This is a genomic window from Bradyrhizobium sp. CAR08 (genome assembly GCF_052871955.1).
This window is the reverse complement of record NZ_JBIXJX010000008.1, coordinates 24,748-42,850: the sequence shown is the minus strand read 5'-3', so window position 1 is coordinate 42,850 and position 18,103 is coordinate 24,748. Positions and strand designations below refer to the sequence as shown.

Annotated in this window: 14 protein-coding genes and 1 pseudogene; 7 read left to right on the top strand and 8 right to left on the bottom strand. The window is 63.7% G+C overall.

What is annotated here, in order from left to right; all coding sequences use genetic code 11:
- Nucleotides 1-27: 27 nt before the first annotated feature.
- Entirely contained in the window at nucleotides 28-1,242 is a 1,215-nt protein-coding gene (locus tag ACIPUD_RS17850) for a multidrug effflux MFS transporter (protein WP_446481244.1), read from the top strand.
- 157 nt (nucleotides 1,243-1,399) lie between these two features.
- Here the strand turns inward: ACIPUD_RS17850 and ACIPUD_RS17845 are convergent, their stop codons facing one another.
- From ACIPUD_RS17845 to fliL, 5 genes are all read right to left on the bottom strand, one after another.
- Nucleotides 1,400-5,185: a tetratricopeptide repeat protein gene (locus tag ACIPUD_RS17845; RefSeq protein ID WP_446481243.1), complete on the bottom strand. Its 3,786-nt coding sequence runs from the start codon at nucleotides 5,183-5,185 to the stop codon at nucleotides 1,400-1,402.
- Nucleotides 5,186-5,247: 62 nt separating this feature from the next.
- Nucleotides 5,248-6,006, bottom strand: a complete 759-nt coding sequence (locus ACIPUD_RS17840) for a MotE family protein (RefSeq protein ID WP_446481242.1) — start codon at nucleotides 6,004-6,006, stop codon at nucleotides 5,248-5,250.
- Nucleotides 6,007-6,015: 9 nt separating this feature from the next.
- A complete protein-coding gene (locus ACIPUD_RS17835) occupies nucleotides 6,016-6,462 on the bottom strand; it encodes a DUF6468 domain-containing protein (protein ID WP_446481241.1) in 447 nt (148 codons plus the stop codon).
- The gene (gene fliM / locus ACIPUD_RS17830) at nucleotides 6,459-7,661 is read right to left on the bottom strand and encodes a flagellar motor switch protein FliM (RefSeq protein ID WP_446481240.1); all 1,203 of its coding nucleotides are present in this window, start codon (nucleotides 7,659-7,661) and stop codon (nucleotides 6,459-6,461) included. The genes ACIPUD_RS17835 and fliM overlap by 4 nt, the downstream gene beginning before the upstream one ends.
- Nucleotides 7,662-7,680: 19 nt before the next feature.
- Entirely contained in the window at nucleotides 7,681-8,181 is a 501-nt protein-coding gene (gene fliL / locus ACIPUD_RS17825) for a flagellar basal body-associated protein FliL (protein WP_018456421.1), read from the bottom strand.
- 379 nt (nucleotides 8,182-8,560) lie between these two features.
- On the opposite strand from fliL, the gene flgF reads away from it, so the two are divergent.
- From flgF to flgH, 4 genes are read left to right on the top strand one after another with little or no spacing between them, the layout of a single operon-like run.
- On the top strand, nucleotides 8,561-9,322 hold the full coding sequence (flgF, locus tag ACIPUD_RS17820) for a flagellar basal-body rod protein FlgF (RefSeq protein WP_085349414.1): 762 nt from the start codon (nucleotides 8,561-8,563) through the stop codon (nucleotides 9,320-9,322).
- 16 nt (nucleotides 9,323-9,338) lie between these two features.
- On the top strand, nucleotides 9,339-10,127 hold the full coding sequence (gene flgG / locus ACIPUD_RS17815) for a flagellar basal-body rod protein FlgG (protein ID WP_007602131.1): 789 nt from the start codon (nucleotides 9,339-9,341) through the stop codon (nucleotides 10,125-10,127).
- Between the two features lie 10 nt (nucleotides 10,128-10,137).
- Nucleotides 10,138-11,277, top strand: a complete 1,140-nt coding sequence (gene flgA / locus ACIPUD_RS17810; RefSeq protein WP_446481239.1) for a flagellar basal body P-ring formation chaperone FlgA — start codon at nucleotides 10,138-10,140, stop codon at nucleotides 11,275-11,277.
- A gap of 3 nt (nucleotides 11,278-11,280) precedes the next feature.
- Nucleotides 11,281-12,048, top strand: coding sequence for a flagellar basal body L-ring protein FlgH (flgH, locus tag ACIPUD_RS17805; RefSeq protein WP_018456424.1), 768 nt, complete (start codon nucleotides 11,281-11,283; stop codon nucleotides 12,046-12,048).
- A 294-nt stretch (nucleotides 12,049-12,342) separates the two neighbouring features.
- Here the strand turns inward: flgH and ACIPUD_RS17800 are convergent, their stop codons facing one another.
- From ACIPUD_RS17800 to ACIPUD_RS17790, 3 genes and pseudogenes are all read right to left on the bottom strand, one after another.
- The gene (locus ACIPUD_RS17800; protein ID WP_446481238.1) at nucleotides 12,343-13,122 is read right to left on the bottom strand and encodes a 2-keto-4-pentenoate hydratase; all 780 of its coding nucleotides are present in this window, start codon (nucleotides 13,120-13,122) and stop codon (nucleotides 12,343-12,345) included.
- 1,912 nt (nucleotides 13,123-15,034) lie between these two features.
- On the bottom strand, nucleotides 15,035-15,418 hold the full coding sequence (locus ACIPUD_RS17795) for a hypothetical protein (RefSeq protein WP_446481237.1): 384 nt from the start codon (nucleotides 15,416-15,418) through the stop codon (nucleotides 15,035-15,037).
- Nucleotides 15,419-15,476: 58 nt separating this feature from the next.
- A pseudogene (locus tag ACIPUD_RS17790) lies at nucleotides 15,477-15,617 on the bottom strand (CsbD family protein); the annotation flags it as partial.
- A gap of 646 nt (nucleotides 15,618-16,263) precedes the next feature.
- Between ACIPUD_RS17790 and ACIPUD_RS17785 the strand changes: the two are divergent.
- Together ACIPUD_RS17785 and ACIPUD_RS17780 are read left to right on the top strand one after the other, a co-directional pair.
- The gene (locus ACIPUD_RS17785) at nucleotides 16,264-17,034 is read left to right on the top strand and encodes an AI-2E family transporter (protein ID WP_446481236.1); all 771 of its coding nucleotides are present in this window, start codon (nucleotides 16,264-16,266) and stop codon (nucleotides 17,032-17,034) included.
- A gap of 151 nt (nucleotides 17,035-17,185) precedes the next feature.
- Nucleotides 17,186-18,055, top strand: coding sequence for a hypothetical protein (locus ACIPUD_RS17780; protein ID WP_204511693.1), 870 nt, complete (start codon nucleotides 17,186-17,188; stop codon nucleotides 18,053-18,055).
- Nucleotides 18,056-18,103: the final 48 nt, after the last annotated feature.

Here is an 18,103-nt window from a genome sequence, read left to right as displayed (position 1 = left end):
TCATCATCCCTAGATCCGAAGCGGCTTATGACCAGCAACGTCGAAAACCATCTGCTCGCTCGGGTCGTGCCGCTTGGTCTTCAGGTCGCCGTTCTTGCTGCGTTGTCTGCGAGTGGCACGTTGGCCACCAACATTCTGTTGCCTTCGCTACCGAGTATCGCCGTCGCGGTAGGCGTCACCAGCGCTCAGGTAACGTCAACTATCACCATATTCCTCGCCATGTTCGCGGTCGGACAACTCGTTGTCGGTCCGTTGTCGGATCGTTTCGGCCGGCGCATACCCGTGATGATCGGGTTTGCTGTATTTTTCGCAGGTAGCATATGGTGCGCGTTAGCCAATGATTTGGCGGCACTATTGATTGGTCGCGTTGTGCAGGCCGGTGGCGCATGTGCCACGTCTGTCCTTTCGCGAGCTATCGCAAGAGATCTTTTTCAGGGCGAAAAGCTAGCGCGCGTGCTCACCTTTGTTATGGTTGCGATGGCAGCGGCGCCCGGATTCTCGCCCCTGGTCGGTGGCGCGCTGGATCATTTTTTTGGCTGGCGTTCAGCCTTTGTGTTCGTCGGAATCTTCGCCGTCGTCGCCGCTTTAGCATTTCTTGCGGCTTTCGGAGAAACGCACCACGCGCCACGCGCCGAGTTCGATTTCTCGACGATCTCCAAGAATTACTGGTCGCTATCGACTGACCGCCGTTTCCTGGTTCCTGCCGCAACTGTTAGCCTCATCTTAGGTGCGCTGTTTGCAATGTTTTCGGCGTTGCCGCGTGTCTTGATAGAAGGCCTCGACTTCACACCCATGCAACTCGGCCTGTTCTTCGCAGGCACTGTCATGATCGTCTTTAGTGCTGGCATTATCGCCACCAGAATTGTTCCGCACCTTGGTCTCGACCGATCGATTTGCATCGGTCTCGCGCTGGCCTGTGTCGGCGGCGGCATGGTGTTGCTATTCGCGCTTTTCGACGAGCGCTTTTTGCCATTTCTTGTCGGCGCATGTGTATTCCTGCTGGGCATGGGCATGGTCAATCCGCTCTGCAGCGCGCAAGCTCTTTCGCCATTCGGCGATCGCGCCGGTGCTGCCTCGGCCCTGTTGGGTTTCTGGCAGATGTTGGCCGCGGCGCTGGGCGTATCGCTTGCGGCGGTGATTGCAAGGAACCCCATGATCGGGCTTGGTCTTGTGCTGGTGCTTGCGTCGACCTTGGGCTCGGCAATTTATCAGGTCCGGGCAAAGCTCAATCAGGCCCGTTAACGTCGCTTGCTGGCCTTAGCTGCTTCGCTGTTTCTCCGCGCGGGCTGATCAGGTTGATGAGTACGCGCCCCCTGGGCGATCGTCTTCGGCCCCTGCCCGTCGCTTCGAGGAGCTTGCTCACGGACACCTCTCGCGAGGCCCAGAAGGAGCAGCGATCCTACCGGTTCATCTTGATCTGGCGCACCACAGGGATCGTGGGCAGCGAGCCGGTGTGGTCGGACTCGTCCTTGGCCTGCGGCGAGGCCGGCGCGCGGGCGGTGGCATCGGGGAAGCGCTGCTTCATCTCGCGCAGGAAGCCATCGAGCGTGTCGACGCTGGCAGCCAGCTTGGCGATATCGGCAAATTCGGCGCTGGAGGCGCCGGTCGGTTTGCTCGCGATGTCGAAGGCGAGCCGATCGGCGCTCTCGCTCATCAGCGGCGCATATTTCTCGCGGAAGCGCGACATGCCGATCGAGTCGTCGGCGAGCGCATAACCGACGGCGGCGCGGATGATGTCGCTTTTCTCCACCGCGTTGAGCGGCTTGAAGTCGCGGAAGCGCTCGCCGTAATAAAGCTCGATCTGCTCGGCGGATTCACGCCAGCGCCGCGCCGCCCAGAAGATGTCGGAGCGTAAGCGCAGCACTTCGCGCCCTGTAACGTTGGAGACGATGTCGAGCGCGAGATCGTGGCGGCCGACGTCGCTCTGCGCACGCGCCTCCAGCAGCAGGCGTTGCTGCCTGAGCTCGCCCGAGAGGTCGCTGATACGGCTCGCGCGCAACGCCGTGATCGCCATGTCGGGTCTGCGATTGGCGAGATAGATCATGGACAGGCGCGCGGCGACCTGTGCACGCGCCGCGCCTTCGAGGCGATGGTCGACCTGGTATTGCAGGAGCTCGGCGGCCTGGTCGAGCAGATCGATCGAGGCGAGGCGGTCGGCGAGGCGTCGGATCAGTTCGTCGCCGCGGCGGCCGATCGGCGTCAGCTCACGGAACTCGTAGAACATCCCGAGCGATTCGATCGGCGGCAGCTCGTCGCCCTTGGGTCCCAGGAAGAGCTGCGTGAACAGGTCGGAGGCGAGGTCCTGCGCCTGGCGCGAGGCTTCCGCGTTCGGCTGCAACTTTGTCGCGGTACGCGCCGCGGTGAGCGCGTCCCGGTAGCGCCCATTCTCGGCAAACATCTGCGACAGCATCTGCAGCGTCTTGACTTCGATCGAGTCGCCGCGCCAGGTCATCGAGAGCGTTTCGAGCTCGCGCAACGCGTCTTCCTTGCTGATCTCGTCGCGCTTCTGCCGCAGCGCGACCTCGAGCTGCTTGGCCTCGGCCGCGGCCGGCCGGTCGGACGAGCCGACCGCGAACTTGTAGTCGTCGAGCGCGTCCCTGTCGTGGCCGAGCGCCTCGGCAAGCCGGCCGCGCAGCACGGCAAAGCCGGGCGCGGCCTCGGGCGAGACGCCGACCACCTCGAGCTCGCTGCGGCGCTTGGAGGCGCCCGCATAGTCCTTCACCTCGAGCGAAGCGCGCATCGCCTCCATCGTCACGATGCGCTGGATGTCGAGCGGCAGCGAGGCGATGGCGAATTCGACGTTCTTGAACTTCTCGCGCGCGTCCGCCCATTTGCCTTGGCGCGCATAGGCGAGCGCTTTCCAGAGCTGGGAATCGTGGCTGTTGCCGATCACGGGGTTAGCGAGGTCCTTTAGGCCCTGCGCCGGCCGGCCGATCAGGATGCTCGCGATCGCATGCATGATCAGCGCACCGCTCTCCTCCTTGTTGAGAGGATCGGCGAGCATCAATTCGGTGACGGCCTTCGCCTCGTGATACATCGCGCGCGACATGTAGAATTGCGCGAGGTCGAGCCGCGGCAGCGAACGCATCGCCGGCTCGACGTTGGAGATCGCCGTGATCAGCTCGTTCTGGCGCGCTATGAAATTTTCCGACTGGCCCTTGCGCCAACCTTCGGGGCTGAAGACCGGCCGCACTGCAGTCGGCGCGCGCTCGGCCGAGATGTCGACCGGCGACAGCGTCAGCCCGCCCTTTTTGCCGAGGATGACCTTGTCGGCCCCGACCTCGACGCCGACCTCGTCGGAATTCGGCCGGATCGCGATGCCATGCGCGGATTCCAGCAGCGCGAGATCGACGAGGTCCTGCCGCTTGATGAAGCCGCGCACCGGCCGCTGCGCGGTGATGACATAGAGCGTGTCGCCGGCATCGGGATCGGTGAGCTTGTGCAGGAGCCCCGGATTGGCGAAGGGGATCGCGATGTTGGCGAGCGCCGGGTCGGTGATGTTGCGCGAGATCATCAGCGGCAGCGGCGTCGCCTGGATCTTGTCGGCGAGGGTCAAGAGCCAGTTGGTCTGCTTGCCGACCTCCTCGCTCGACAGCGAATAGACCAGCGGCCGGGTGAGACGGATGCGCACCGCCTGTCCCTTCTCGAGCGGGACGCGGCCGACCTCGCCGATCATCGCGCCGCCCTTGGTGCGGATCGCCTCGACGTCGATCGGCTTTGCCGTATCGAACACCAGCCAAACGGTGTCGCCGCGGCGGAACGCCGCCGCAGGGGTTGCGACCTGAAGCGGGAAAGTTACCCGCAGGCCGTCGCTGTCGCGGCGGACATCGACGCTGGCACCAGTCGGCTGCGGCGCAGCGGGCGCCTCTGCTGGCGCGGCCTTGACGGGCTCCTTGACCGGCTCTTTGGCAGCATCCTTCACGACCTCTTGAGGCGCTTCGGCCATGACCGGCTTGGCGGGCGCGACCGCAGCGTCTGCAACTGGCGCGACAGACTTCGAAACTTCCTTGGGCGCTTCCTTGGGCGCTGGCGCAGCGGGCGCGGCTTCGGATGCAGGAGCCGGCACCGATTTCGGCGCTTCAGCGGGCGGCATGGCGGCGGGCGCTTCCGGCTTCACCTCGGGCTTGGCATCGATCCTGGCTTCGCGCGCGATCGTCTCGGACGTCGGCGGCGCGATCTCGCGATGCGCGTCCTTCGGCTTCTCGGCCGCCGGCTTTTCAGGCGCAGGCGCCGGTCCATGAGCGGCGGGCTTGGCCTGCGCGATCGCAGCTTCCGCCGACGTGGCCATCTTGCCCTTGTCCGGCTGGAAGGAGATGTCGACGACGTAGTTCTTCTCGTCGCGGAACGAATGCACGTCGGAATCGCCGATCAGCGCGATCTCGACACTGGTCTGGTCGATGTCGGCCTTCTGCTTGATCGAGGCGACGTTCGGCGGCGCTGCGACGACCGCGTCCGCCAGATCGAAATTCAGGTTGGCGTTGAAGGCGAGCGTGAGCTTCTGCTCATTGAGCACGGAGGATACGCCGACGCCATCCGGCATCTCGAACACGAAACGGACGAAGGTCGGCTGCACCGACGCGCGCACGCGGATCTGCGGCCGCTTCTTGCTCTCCGCCGCGGCGCGCTGGGCGCGCAACGCGCGTTCGGCGACGCGCGCGCGCTCGGCGAGTTCCTTGACCACGTCCATCGGCAGGCTCGGCGGCGGCCCCTTCCAACCCTCCGGCAAGAGGTCGATGAAGGTGCGTTCGCCGGCATTCATGGTGTTGACGGTGACGCGCCGCGCCAGCGACAGGCGGATGGCGCCGCCATCGGGATCGCGGCGGGCGGAGTTGACGTAGTCGGGCGCGCCTTCCGGGACGCGATCGACCGGAACGTCGACCGCCCGGTCGAAACGGATGACGAGAATGGAGCCGGCCGTCGTCACCTCGGAGGGGACGTCCTCCCCGAGCTTGATCACGAGACGGGCAAAGCCGCCGCTGGCCGAGAAAGTCGCCTCACCCCGGATCGCGTCGGCCGCCCGGACAGGCGCCGTGAAGCCGATCAGCAGGCTGGCTGCCAGTAGCGGCGCCGCGCGGACATGACGCGACAGCCTCCGCGCCAGGGCGCGGGCTCGCGACACAAATCCAGCGGCAGCCTCTCGCGCCATTGGCGGCATTACTTCCGGTTCGACGGTCCACGCCGGCATTGCTGCCGACCCCTGCCCAGACTGTAGATTTTGGCAATTAAGGACTTCTTAAGTATGAGCCCTCAATTCGGCTTTTGCGTCGGCTTGCCGTCGATCTTGGGCAGCTCGCCGGCAGAGGCGGACTGATCGCCGCCGCCATTGGCCCTGCGGGCCATCTCGACCGTCAGCCGCTCGGCGGCCTCCGGGGACATCAATCCCATGATGTCCGACATTTTTCGCGGCGCGATCTGCGAGGCGATCTCAATCAGCACGCCCATCTCGAGCCGGTCAAAGACCCGCGCGGCGTCCTTGGGCTTCATTCCCTCATACATGGTGACGAGGCCCTTCATGCGCTGGGCTTCGGCGGCCTTCTGCTCGGCCTGCGTCGCGGAGATACGCGTTTCTACCGCCTTCATCTCCTCGACCTTGTTTTCGATGCGCTTCTCGGCGGATTTCAACAGGCTCTCGCGGATGTCGATCTCGCGCTGGCGGGCCTCGATCTCCTGGCGACGCGACTGCAGGCGTTCCAGGATCGCGCGCTCCGAGGCGGAGATCTGCGGCTGGGCTTCCTCCTTGACCGCGGCGCCTTCGGACTTGGTGTCCGGTGCGGCCGGCTTCGGCGCCTCCTTCGGCGCGCCATGGGTCGAGCCCGTGATATCGGAATCCTCGCGGCTGGCCGGGAAGTTCAGATTCTCCTGCGCCCAGGACTTCTTGGTCGGGCTCGGCTTGTAGTCGAATACATAGCCGCCATTGATCACAAGACCCGTGACCTTCAGCGTGGCCAGGCCAGCGACGGCAACCAGCACGATCGGAATGACGCGGATGTTGCGAAAAGACTTCATACCCTGACTTTATGCGGCAAGACCGTTGGATCGTCGGCGTTCGGAGAAGGCTTCGGCCGCAGCCGCCACCGCCTTCGCCGACGAAGGCTTGGCTGCGGGCGCGGCGACCGTTTCCGGGTTCGTCATCGGGCGCGCGGCGATCGCGATCTTGGACAGCCGCCGCACCACGTTGTCGGCTTCGCCGAGCTGCTTGTAGAGCTGCTCGGACATCTGGGTTGCCGCCGCAAGCTGGCTGCCGAGGTTCTCGTTGACGTCGCGCACGGCGAGCTTCAGCCCGCCGATCGCGCGCTCGGCGATCTCGGTTGCGGTGATCAGCTCGCCGATGACCGCCTTCAGCGAATGCTCGTCCGCCTTCAGCCGCGTCAATCGCTTGTTGAGCGTGACGCAGTAGACGATGGTCAGCATCAGCAGGATAGCCACCAGCGTCTCGATCGCCATTCCTAGGGAGTGGTTCATGGGGCCTCCATCATCTTGTTCTGCTCGTCGACCTTTTCGAACATCGCAAGTGTCGTACTTGGCTTGCGCAAGGGTTTCGTCACCCGTATCGCGACGCGGTCGCCGACACGGCCCATGCGTCCTTCGGTGATGGTGACGTCGCCGCAGCGAACGGTGACGCTGGCATCCGCGCGCATGTCCAGCGGCAGCGTGTCGCCGACCTTTAACCGCATCAGCTGCTTGAGCGGAATGTAGGCTTCGTAGAGCACGGCGTCGACGGAGATCTCGGCCTGGACGATCTCGGTGGCGAAATGGCCTTCCCAGATCTGGTCGCGGCCGAACTTTTCGCCCATGAACATCTGGAGCAGGACGCCCCGGATCGGCTCGATGGTCGCGTAAGGCAGCAAGAGCTCGATGTTGCCGCCGCGATCTTCCATGTCGATGCGCAGGCGCACGAGGATCGCGGCGTTGGCAGGACGGCTGATCGCGGCGAAACGCGGGTTGGTCTCGAGCCGGTCGATGGTGAAGGTCACCGGCGACAGCGGTCGGAACGCCTGTTCGGCATCGGCCATCACGACCTCGACCAGCCGCTTGACCAATTCTGTTTCGATCGTGGTGTAGGGCCGGCCCTCGATGCGGAGCTGGCTCGAGCCGCGGCGGCCGCCGAGCAACACGTCGATCATCGAGTAGATCAGGCTTGAATCGACCACGGCCATGCCGAAATTGTCCCACTCTTCGGCCTTGAAGACGGTGAGGACGGCGGGCAGCGGGATCGAGTTCATGTAGTCGCCGAAGCGCACCGAGGTGATGCGGTCGAGCGAGACTTCGACGTTGTCGGAGGTGAAATTGCGTAAGGAGGTCGTCAGCAACCGCACCAGGCGGTCGAAGACGATTTCGAGCATCGGCAGACGCTCGTAGGAGACCATCGCCGAATCGATGATGGCGCGAATGCCGGAATGATCGTCGAGCGTGACGTCGCCGACCGCGAAGCCGAGGAGGTTGTCGATCTCCTCCTGCGACAGCACGCGTTCGCCGGAATTCTTGCCGGCGCCGAGATCGCGGCTGCCATCCTCGACCATGGCCGCCCATTGCAGGGCCATGGTCTCGGATAGTTCGTTTTCCGCAGCAGCCTTCGCGGCCTCAGCGGGATCCTCGGAATCGAGCGAGGCCTCCCATTGGGCGGCAATTGCATCCTGGTCTGGTTGGTCGGTGCCTGCCATGATCCCTAGCCCGTCATGCTCACTGGATCACAACTTCCTTGAACAGCACCGCGCTGACCTGGACCGGAGCAACCGCGGCGTTGACGCGCTTGGTCAGCTCTTCCTTGAGGCGGAAGATGCCGGCGGAACCGTTGAGGTCGGAGGAGCGGAGCTCGCGCGCATAGGTCTGGAAGATGTCGGTGATGCGCGGCATCGTCGGCTTGATCGCCTCGACCTGCTTCTCTTCCTTCAGCTCCAGCACGATCTTGAGCTTCAGATATTGCACGCGCTCGCCCGGCGCGCCGGCGAGGTTGACCATGATGTCGGGAACCTCGACGAAAGACGGCGGCTTCGGCGGAGGCGCCGCCTCGGCGTGATGCTCGTCGTCGCCGTGACGGAAAAAGAAGAACCAAGTCGCGGCGCCGCCGCCGAGAACGGCGAGCAGGCCCACCACCATGATCATCAGCTTGAACTTGTTCTTGGGCGGAGCGGCTTCCGCGCCGTCGGCGGCTGCGCCGCCTTCCGCTTCATTCTCTGCCATGATCGCCGCGCTCGCTCATCTCTCAAAGGGGTCGAAAGAGCGAAGCTCCTGGCAGACAGTGACGCGATACAAATGCCCCAGCGCAGTGCTCCTCTTACGCGCAAACGCTACGGTAATAATGGTTAACGGAACCTTTCTATTGGGCCTTCGCTAGGAAAAATCTGCCGGGCAAACATGGCTAACAGACCCTTTCTGCCGCCTCTCCGCGCCCTCGAAAAACAATCAAGATCCTGAAATTACACAATTTTCCAGCTTGGCACGAGTTTCGCTGAGAAAGGACCGAGACCCAGGGTTTGGGAGAACCCGAGGTCTCGTTCACGGGATCGGCCAATGCGCTTGGGAGAGCGAGCTGGCAGATCTCACTCAGGGGAGATTTCCGATGCAGAACGCGCTTCTGATCGGCTTGTCACGACAGATGACGTTGGAACGGCAGATGGATGTCATCGCCAACAACGTCGCCAACGCCAACACCAACGGCTTCAAGGCCGATCATTCGCTGTTCGAGGAGTACCTCAACTCGAACGCGCGTGAGGACAATTTCGTCGGCTCCGACCGCCGGGTCTCCTATGTGCAGGACCGCGGCACCTTCCGCGACGTCGGCCAGGGGCCGATGGAGCCGACCAAGAATCCGCTCGACATGGCGATCAGCGGCAACGCCTATTTCGCGGTTCAGGCCAATGGCGCCGAGCGCTACACCCGCGACGGAAAATTCTCGCTCAACAGCACCGGCCAGCTCGTCACCTCCGACGGCAACCTCGTGCTGGGCACCAGCGGCCCGATCACCTTCCAGCCGACCGACCACGACATCAACGTCGCGCCGGACGGCACCGTCACGGTGCTCGAGGGCACGGCCAAAAACGATTCGATCCGCGGCAAGATCCGCATGGCCTCGTTCGACGATCCGGCCAAGCTGACCAAGCTTGGCGCCAACCTTTATGACATCGGCTCCGCGGTCCCGCAGGCCGACACCAAGTCGACCGTGCAGCAGGGCTATGTCGAGAAGTCGAATGTGAACTCGGTCGGTGAGATGAGCCGCATGGTCGAAGTCATGCGCAGCTACACCGCCATCGCCAACCTGCTCCAGCAGCAGAGTGACATGCACAAGTCGGCGATCGAGAAGCTCGCCGACGTTCCGGCCTGATTGAGGGAGAACTGACATGCAGGCGCTTCACACCGCAGCAACCGGAATGGCGGCACAGGAACTCAACGTTCAGGTGATCTCCAACAACATCGCCAACCTGCGCACCACCGGCTTCAAGAAGCAGACCGCGGCGTTCCAGGACCTGATCTACGAACACGTCCGCCGGGTCGGCGCCCAGTCGTCCGACCAGGGCACCATCCTGCCGGTCGGCGTCGACATCGGCGGCGGCGTCAAGACCGTCGGCACGCCGCGCAGCATGACCCAGGGCACGCTGTCGCAGACCGGCAACGACCTCGACATGGCCATCACGGGCGAAGGTTTCTTCAAGATCCTGATGCCCGACGGCAGCTACCAGTACACCCGCGACGGCACCTTCCAGATGGACAATCAGGGGCGCATCGTCACGGCGCAGGGCAACCCGGTGCAACCGACGATTACGATCCCGAACAACGCCTCGGGCCTCACCATCAACGTGCAGGGCCAGGTCTCGGTGACGCTGCCGGGTTCGTCGACCTCGGCCGTCCAGGGCCAGATCGGCCTGACCCGATTCATCAACAAGGCGGGCCTCCAGCCGGTCGGCAACAATCAGTTCACCGAGACGCCCTCCTCCGGCCCGCCGCAGGACGGTACCGCGAGCTCCGAGGGCTTCGGCAACATCACCCAGAGCAGCCTCGAGCAGGCCAATGTCGACGTCGTCTCGGAGATGAGCGACCTGATCGCCGCCCAGCGCGCCTACGAGATGAACGCCAAGGTGATCAGCGCCGCCGACCAGATGATGCAGTCGACCACGGCGTTGTTCCGCTGAGGTGATGACGATGATCCGCACCACCCTCGCCACGATCTCCGCTCTCCTCGTGCTGGCGCTGCCCGCACGGGCCGCCGACGACTTCATCGCGACGCCGACGCTGCGCGCGAGCATCACCGTGACCTCGGACGTGGTGCGGGTCGGCGATCTCATCGACAATGCCGGCTCGGCCGCGCTGATCCCGGTCTACCGCTCGCCCGATCTCGGCACCACCGGTGCGCTGCCGGTCGCCCACGTGCTGGCGGTGTTGCGCGCAAAGCAGGTGATCGGCGTGATGACCGGCGACATCAAGGAGGTCCAGGTCACCCGTCTCGCCCGCACGCTCGTGAACAAGGACCTCGAGACCGCGGTCGCCTCGGCGCTCGAGCGCCGCTTTGGACTTGGCGATGCCGCCAACATCACCGTCACGTTCGACCGCGGCATTGCCGACATGCGGCTGGATGCCTCCAACACCGGCGTGCTGCAGCCGGTGGCAACCCGCTACGACGCCCGCAGCGGCCGTTTCGACATCGCCTTCGAGATCAACAACGACAACAATCCGGCACCGACCAAGCTGCGTTTCACCGGCACCGCGACCGAAACGGTGGAAGTGGCCGTGCTGACGCGCGACATCGACCGCGTCGATCTCCTGAAGGCGTCCGATGTCGCCATGGAGCGGCGGCCGAAGGCCGAGGTCACCGGTGAGGCCGCCTCGCGCGACCGCACGCTCGGCATGCAGTTGCGCCGGCCGATGCGGGCGGGGACGCCGATCCGCGTCGCCGACATTGTCAAGCCCGACTTCGTGCAGCGCGACCAGAACGTCACCGTCATCTACCAGGTTCCCGGAATCTATCTCACCACGCGCGGCAAGGCGATCGAGAGCGGCGCCGAGGGCGATACCATCAGCGTGCTCAACCTGCAGACCAAGCGCACGCTGAGCGGCGTCGTCACCGGCCGCGGCCAGGTGACGGTCCAGGGCGCCAGCCAGGCCGCGCCGATGCCGGCCGCGGTCGAGCAGACCTCCTCGCTCAAGCGCGACGAGGCGCCCGCCCCCGTCGATACCGCAGCCCTCGTCCGGAACCTGGTCCAGACCCCGGCATCCCCGGCCCAGATCGCACAAGCCCAGATCCCGCAAGTTCGCGTCTCGCAAGCTGCAGCCAAGTCAGAGTAAGTCATGTCCACGTTCAGTTCGGCTTTTCGTCCCCGTCGCATCGCGATCTCTGCCCTGCTGCTGGCGACGTGCGCGCTGGCGAGCGGCTGCTCCTCGATCGACCGTCTGTCGCAGATCGGCGAGCAGCCGAAATTGTCAGCGATCGACAATCCGACGACGCAGCCCGGTTACAAGCCGGTGCAGATGCCGATGCCGAAGCCCGAGGTCGCCTCCTACAATCCGAACTCGCTGTGGCGCAGCGGCAGCCGGGCCTTCTTCAAGGACCAGCGTGCCCATCAGGTCGGCGACATCCTGACGGTGGCCGTGAACATCACCGACAAGGCCAATATCGAAAACGACACCCAGCGCAGCCGCACCAACAAGGAAGATTCCGGGATCACCGACTTCATCGGCGCCAAGACATTGGGGGCCCAAGCGCAGAAGGTGTTGCCCGGCCGTATCCTCACCGCCGACTCGACCGCGTCCAGCGAGGGCAAAGGAAGCGTGGACCGCAAGGAAGCGTTGCAGACCAACGTCGCGGCGGTCGTCACCCAGGTCCTGCCGAACGGCAACCTCGTGGTCGAAGGCAAGCAGGAGATCCGCGTCAACTACGAAATCCGCGAGCTCATCGTCGCCGGCATCGTCCGTCCCGAAGACATCCAGAGCGACAACACCATCGATTCCACCAAGATCGCGCAGGCCCGCATCGCCTACGGCGGCCGCGGCCAGATCATGGACGTGCAGCAACCGCGCTACGGCCAGCAAGTCATGGACGTGCTGCTGCCCTTCTAGCCTACTCCCGAGCTCCCACATCGTGTTCGCGAACCTAGGCGCGGACGACGATGTACGACGCGGCCCTCGCTAGCTCCCCTGGCGAGGGCCGCATGTATTTTGGCGATGGCTGCATACAGCCCTCAGCGACGCGCGATTGTAGCGACGCCGCTATCCCCCTCTCCGCCCCCTCGACTGTCATCGCCCGCGAAGGCGGGCGATCCAGTATTTCGAGACGTCAGCGATGAACGGAGAAGCCGCGGCGTACTGGATTCTCCGCCTTCGCGGGGAATGACGACGCAGTGCCCGCGGCGCCTACGTAAACTCCGCCTCCACCGTCCCCAGGCCGTCCAGCTCCATCCGCACCTTGTCGCCGGCCTTCAGCCACAGCGTCTTCACCAGGCTCCCCGTCAGCACGAGCTGTCCCGCGTGCAGGCCCTTGCCCTCGGCGGCGAGATGGTTGGCGAGCCAGGCGAGTGCATTGTGGGGATGGCCGAGCACGTCGGCACCGGTGCCGTGGCTGACCTCTTCACCGTTGACGATGGCGCGGCCTTTGACGGCCTTCAGGTCCGGCACCGACGAGCGCGGCACGATCTCGCCCAACACGCAGCCGGCGGCGAAGAAATCGTCGGCGATCAACGTCGGCGCGCCCATCGTTTCCCACTTCACATAGCGGTCGTCGACGATCTCGATCGCGGGATGATAGGCCTCGACGGCTTCGCCGACCCATTCGGCCGTGAACGGCGCCTCGCCGGCGGCGAGATTGCGCTTCAGCCGCACCGCGATCTCGCATTCGACGCCGACGCGGACATAGTCGGCAGCCGCGAGCTGCACGCCGCTGTCGTGCACGCCTTTCTGGAACACGCCGCCGCCGCATGGGTGTGGAATCCCGATGTAATCCTGCATCACCTGGCTGGTGCAGCCGATCTTGTAACCGACCAGCGGGCCGGCATGCGGCAGCAGCAGATCGTGCAGCGCCCGCTGGACCTGATAGCCCTCGGCTTCATCGGCCGGAGGAACTTCGAGCGCCGCGAGCGGCGCATGGTTGCGGCGCGCCAGCGCGATCGCCTTTGCGGCTGCGAGAATTCTGTCCATCGGCACCGGCTCCTACACACCACAATCGAGGGCGGCACTTCAGCATCCCCGCCGGGGCGTGACAAGCGCAGGGCGCCGCGCGGCAGCACGTCATGCCAGCCCAGGCTGGATGAGCTGCGGACGCTGATCGTCCACATCATGGCAAGCCTCACGGGCGCGCCGGCGTTTAAGGAAATATTGAGCTGGTCCGGGCTTTATGGGGATGCACGCCTTGTAGCGTCGCAACAGGCCTGATTGCAGCAATGTGTGAAGCTGCTGGATCAGCGCCTCAGCATTCGAGTCGATGTCCTTGATGCGACTCGCAAAACCTGCCGCACCTGAAGTGAAGGCTGTTTCTCATCCGAACTCACGTGAGCTCGGAGGAGTTAAGTCTAGCTCATTGATTGCGATTCATTTTTCGCGATTGCGCCCGCGCGCCGAAACGCGCGGTTGCAAGCGACAGGCAAAATGCTGATCACGGCGCGAAAAGGCGCACCTTGCGTTCAAATATGCCCGCACCACAAGACCGCGTCGACTAAGTACTTGATTTCGCACGACCGTGTTCCGGAAGAATGGATCGGTTGGCACAATAAGAACGGGGCGATTGACGAAAGGTCGCTAAGACCGGGTCGAGGCTAGTAAGCGTCTCGTTTACCCGCACTTTTCGTAGGGCGGCTTTTGGCCCGAACCGAGCCGGCAGATCCGCCTCCTTGCCCCGGCGGCTCCAAGGGTCCTCTGTCAGTAGCGTCGGGCATTCCGGCTTGCTGGACGGCCTTCTAGGGGGACTCCCAAAGAGGAGATTGCCATGGACGCCACGACGTTGCTGCGCATCCAGGAATTCAACTGGCTGAATTTCGACTGCTCACGCGGAAGCACGATGATCCGGAATGGGTCGAGATCACGACGCCGGAGCAGGCGGAGTTCGCCGACCGTGCCTCGAAGACATCGGTGCCCCCTCACTTCGGGGCGGAGCGGCGCGACAGCGAGGTCGGCCGGCACCCACCGCTGGTTCAAGCTCGCACTCGTCCATCCGATCACGGGCGCGGTCCAAGGCGACGTCGTCATGGCGGGTGCCCGGGCCCGGCACCCGCCTGCGGCATGCGATCCGCCACCTCGGGCCGTCGCACAGCGTCGCCTTCGGGGGGAGGATCTATATCCCGGCAGCCGAACGAGATCGACGAGCTGGTTAGGCGAAATCTCATCTCGGAGACGAAGAAATCGGCATCCTCGTCCAGCAGGACGCCATACGCCAGAGGCGGGCGACCTGCCGAAGCCGACGAACGCTTCGGATGCCTGCCGTCTTTGAACTTGGCGGCGCCGTAGGCATGCAGGAGTTCGTACAGCCGGGGGGTGCGGCTTTCGATCACGACACCGGCGAAATTGGGCTGAACCGGATCCCGGTTACGGCGAGGAGACGTTCGGAAAAGCCTGGGATCCCCGCCAAGCAGACGAAGCGCCGGGCAAGGTGAAGGCCGACGAGCTGCGCGCCCTGTTCGGCTGGATCGACGCCACCGACGAGATCAGGCTCAACTCGGTCGCCTGAGCCCGCGCGTGGTTGCCCCGGCCGCGGACTCTCTAGTTTTCAGTTCCGCCCCGCTCAGCGGAGCTTCCGGGCGGTGCCTTTGCGGTCAGGCGACCCGCAGCGTCCCGTTCGTATCCGAGATCCGCGATGAACTTGGACATGATGCCATAGCCGACCTTCGCCCGCTCCTTGTTGAACGTCTGCCAGAATGCATGCACGCTGATCGATGGATTGGCTTCGATCGCTGAGCGGATGTAGTCCTCATGGCCCTCGAGCTTGCTCGCGGCGGGCAGGTCCCCGTGCTCGATGAAGTAGGCGACCCATTCGGTGACTGCCTTTGCGCTGACGCCGAGCCGTCGCGCGACGAATTAGGCGCTCAACCCCGTCCTGACCTGTTGACTGCTTCCCGCCTCAGGTGCGTCGGGATCGATCGCGTAGCTCAGTTGGAGTCGCGAATTGGTCAAACCGGTCGCAAAGGACGTCGGAGAAGCCGTCCGTCATCACGCACATCGAATTGATGTACCCCAGCGCAATTGCCAGCACGCCGTCGACATTCAAGCTGTCCGTTAGAACTGCGTGATCAACGAAATCATGGCGGCGGCCGACGTGAACAACGCTGGCCGTATCGAGGCAAATTGAAGGCCGCGTACCACAGGCTGCGCGAGGAAGACGAGGAGCGGCCTGACTAAGGACTCCGGTCTTCTTTCGTGCGCTCTCGAGCAGGACGGCGAGCGCGGGCGCGCCAGTCGTTGGTAAGTCGAGGTCCAAGATCTCGAGCAGCGAGGCAGCGAGCATAAGATTACTGGTAGACAACAAAAAGCCCCCGCTTTCGCGAGGGCTCTTGAGGTTAAGACTACTCGCCGTTCAATACTTCGCGGGCTTTGTCTTTCACTCCGCCGACGGCGTTCTGGGCCTTGCCCTTCACCTGGTCCGCTTGACCTTCGGTTTCTGTCTTAGCATCGCCGGTCATCTTGCCGACGCCTTCCTTGATCTTGCCCCGAGCGCTTTCTCGTGAAGACGTTCGACGATGGTTCCGAGGAGCGTCAGCCGATCGTCAAGGAGCCGCGCAAGAAGCAACCGCGACGCATTGACTGGAGTCGGAAGCTGAAGTCGGGCCTGAAGAGAGGGGTCTAGGGAGACATAGCGCCGCGCTCGTTATTGAAGGGAGCGCGCTCATTCAGAACAAACCCTGGTCTGGCATTTGTACACGCTACGGCTGTGGGGGAATTAATTTTCAGGCATTCCGGTTTGCACTTTCCTCACCTCAGCGAAGCGATCACCGCAGTGGGCTCGACTGCGGGAGTGCCTCCATGCCGGGATGCTGTTAGGCGGCAATCGCGAACATCCCACTAGGGTCCGTCATTCATGGCGTTTGCGGCTCATGGCCGACTCCCGCAAGCGGTGGTGGAGGGGCCGGACGCGGTCCGCCGCTCCGGGAACAATTTGTGCGTCGAACTGTTCGCCGACTACCTTCAAGCTGGTGCCGCGTCAGCGGTTAAGGTGCTTCGTGGCAGAGTCCGAGAGTTCCGACGATCTATTGCAGGAAAGCGTTCCGGCCGCGGACGCGCCAGCCATCACCTCACTTCTGTCGTTTCAAATAGGGATCGTCGTAATAGCGACGCTCTATTTCGCGCGTGCTCGTGCCGATCACGGCCGCAATACTTCTTTCGTTCGTGCTGGCCCCACTCGTCGATCTACTCCGAAGGTGGCGACTGGGACGAGTACCTTCTGTACTGATTGCTGTTTTTGTTGCGATTGCCATCATCGGTGCGATTGGGACGGTGATCGGATCGCAGGTCGCACAATTGGCGCCCCGCGCACCTGAATATGCAGGCACGATCGAAAGGAAGATCGAGGCCGCCCGCACCTACATGGCTGAGAAGGCTTCTGGCCTACTTGAGCGCATCGGTTACGATGCAACGCCGCTGCAGACGGTCCCGCAAGGCTCGGCTGGAGCCGAGACCTCGGTCAAGGGTGACCAGCCCGGCTCAAAACCAGCGACGTCGAGCCCGCTCGAGCTACTTCAAAAGTATCTGTCCCCTATCCTGTCGCCGTTCGCAACGCTGGGAATTGTCCTCGTGATCTCGATCTTCGTGCTGCTGCAGAAGGAAGATCTGCGCGATCGGATGATCCGGCTGTTCGGTGCCACGGACCTCCATCGGACGACGGTGGCGCTGGACGACGCCGCTCAGCGGCTGAGCCGATACTTTCTGGCTCAACTCGGATTGAATTCGGCGTTCGGTGTAATCATCGGCGCGGGATTGTTCTTCATCGGCGTGCCCAATCCTGTGCTGTGGGGCATTCTTTCCGGGCTGCTGCGCTTTGTGCCTTACATCGGCTCGTTCATATCAGCAGGCTTGCCCATCACGCTCGCGACAGCCGTCGATCCGGGATGGTCGATGGCGATCTGACAGCGATCCTCTATATCGTGGTCGAACTTGGAGTAAGCCAGGGCATCGAACCGATACTTATGGCCACAGCACCGGCCTTTCGCCATTAGCGGTTGTGGTATCTGCGATCTTCTGGAGCTGGCTTTGGGGCTCGATTGGCTTGGCGCTTTCGATGCCCCTTACGCTGTGCCTGGTTGTGCTCGGCCGATATGTTGATCGGCTAGAGTTCCTGGACATCCTGCTTGGAGACCGACCGCCGCTCACGCCCGTCGAGAGTTTCTATCAGCGATTCCTGGCGGGAGACGCGGACGAGGCCCAGGATCACGCCGAGCTGCCGCTGAAGGAACGATCGCTGTCTTCCTATTACGATGAAGTCGCTCTAAAAGGCCTGCAGCTGGCTGCCAACGATGCCGAACGTGGCGTGATCGGGCAAAGGCATCTGGAACGTGTGCGGAATACGATAGAGGGGCTCATCCGCGAACTGGCCGAGCACGAGGACCAGGATCCTTCTTCGCTGGACACGCAGCCTGCCGGCACGCCTAGAGATCAACGGGGCATCCCCAGCAATGCGGCGCCCGAAGATTGCCCGCACAGATCCGCGCTTTCGGCCCCATGGCAAGGAGCAGCCCCCGTTCTATGCCTTGCCGGCAAGGGACCGCTCGATGAAGCAGCGTCTGCGATGTTGGCGCAACTTCTCGGGAAGCATGGTCTGGGCGCGCGGGTCACGAGGTATGACGCCGCCTCGCGCGAAGCCATCAACGCGCTGGAGGTGACAGGTACCGTCATGATCTGCATCTCCTACCTCGATATTCGGGGCAGCCCTTCGCACCTGCGCTACCTTCTGCAGCGATTGAAGCGAAGAGCTCCAGGCGTACCCGTCCTTGTCGGATTGTGGCCAGCCGAAGATGACGTTCTGAGAGACCGACAGGTTCAGACTGTGATCGGCGCCGATTACTACGTCACCTCGCTCCGGCAGGCGGTAAACGTCTGTGTATCGCAAGCTCGTAAAGATACGCGGTCATCCAGCACCGCCGGGGCGTAAGCGCGCTAGAGCGAAGCGCAGCACCACTCCTTTGCCCTGACGTCCTGC

Bases quoted from the DNA above. Each gene is read 5' to 3' on its own strand.
- flgF (WP_085349414.1), top strand. From the start codon at position 8,561: ATGCAGAACGCGCTTCTGATCGGCTTGTCACGACAGATGACGTTGGAA.
- ACIPUD_RS17840 (WP_446481242.1), bottom strand. From the start codon at position 6,006: ATGAAGTCTTTTCGCAACATCCGCGTCATTCCGATCGTGCTGGTTGCC.
- flgH (WP_018456424.1), top strand. From the start codon at position 11,281: ATGTCCACGTTCAGTTCGGCTTTTCGTCCCCGTCGCATCGCGATCTCT.
- ACIPUD_RS17795 (WP_446481237.1), bottom strand. From the start codon at position 15,418: ATGCTCGCTGCCTCGCTGCTCGAGATCTTGGACCTCGACTTACCAACG.
- ACIPUD_RS17845 (WP_446481243.1), bottom strand. From the start codon at position 5,185: ATGCCGGCGTGGACCGTCGAACCGGAAGTAATGCCGCCAATGGCGCGA.
- ACIPUD_RS17850 (WP_446481244.1), top strand. From the start codon at position 28: ATGACCAGCAACGTCGAAAACCATCTGCTCGCTCGGGTCGTGCCGCTT.
- ACIPUD_RS17835 (WP_446481241.1), bottom strand. From the start codon at position 6,462: ATGAACCACTCCCTAGGAATGGCGATCGAGACGCTGGTGGCTATCCTG.
- fliL (WP_018456421.1), bottom strand. From the start codon at position 8,181: ATGGCAGAGAATGAAGCGGAAGGCGGCGCAGCCGCCGACGGCGCGGAA.
- flgA (WP_446481239.1), top strand. From the start codon at position 10,138: ATGATCCGCACCACCCTCGCCACGATCTCCGCTCTCCTCGTGCTGGCG.
- ACIPUD_RS17800 (WP_446481238.1), bottom strand. From the start codon at position 13,122: ATGGACAGAATTCTCGCAGCCGCAAAGGCGATCGCGCTGGCGCGCCGC.
- ACIPUD_RS17780 (WP_204511693.1), top strand. From the start codon at position 17,186: ATGCCCCTTACGCTGTGCCTGGTTGTGCTCGGCCGATATGTTGATCGG.
- fliM (WP_446481240.1), bottom strand. From the start codon at position 7,661: ATGGCAGGCACCGACCAACCAGACCAGGATGCAATTGCCGCCCAATGG.
- flgG (WP_007602131.1), top strand. From the start codon at position 9,339: ATGCAGGCGCTTCACACCGCAGCAACCGGAATGGCGGCACAGGAACTC.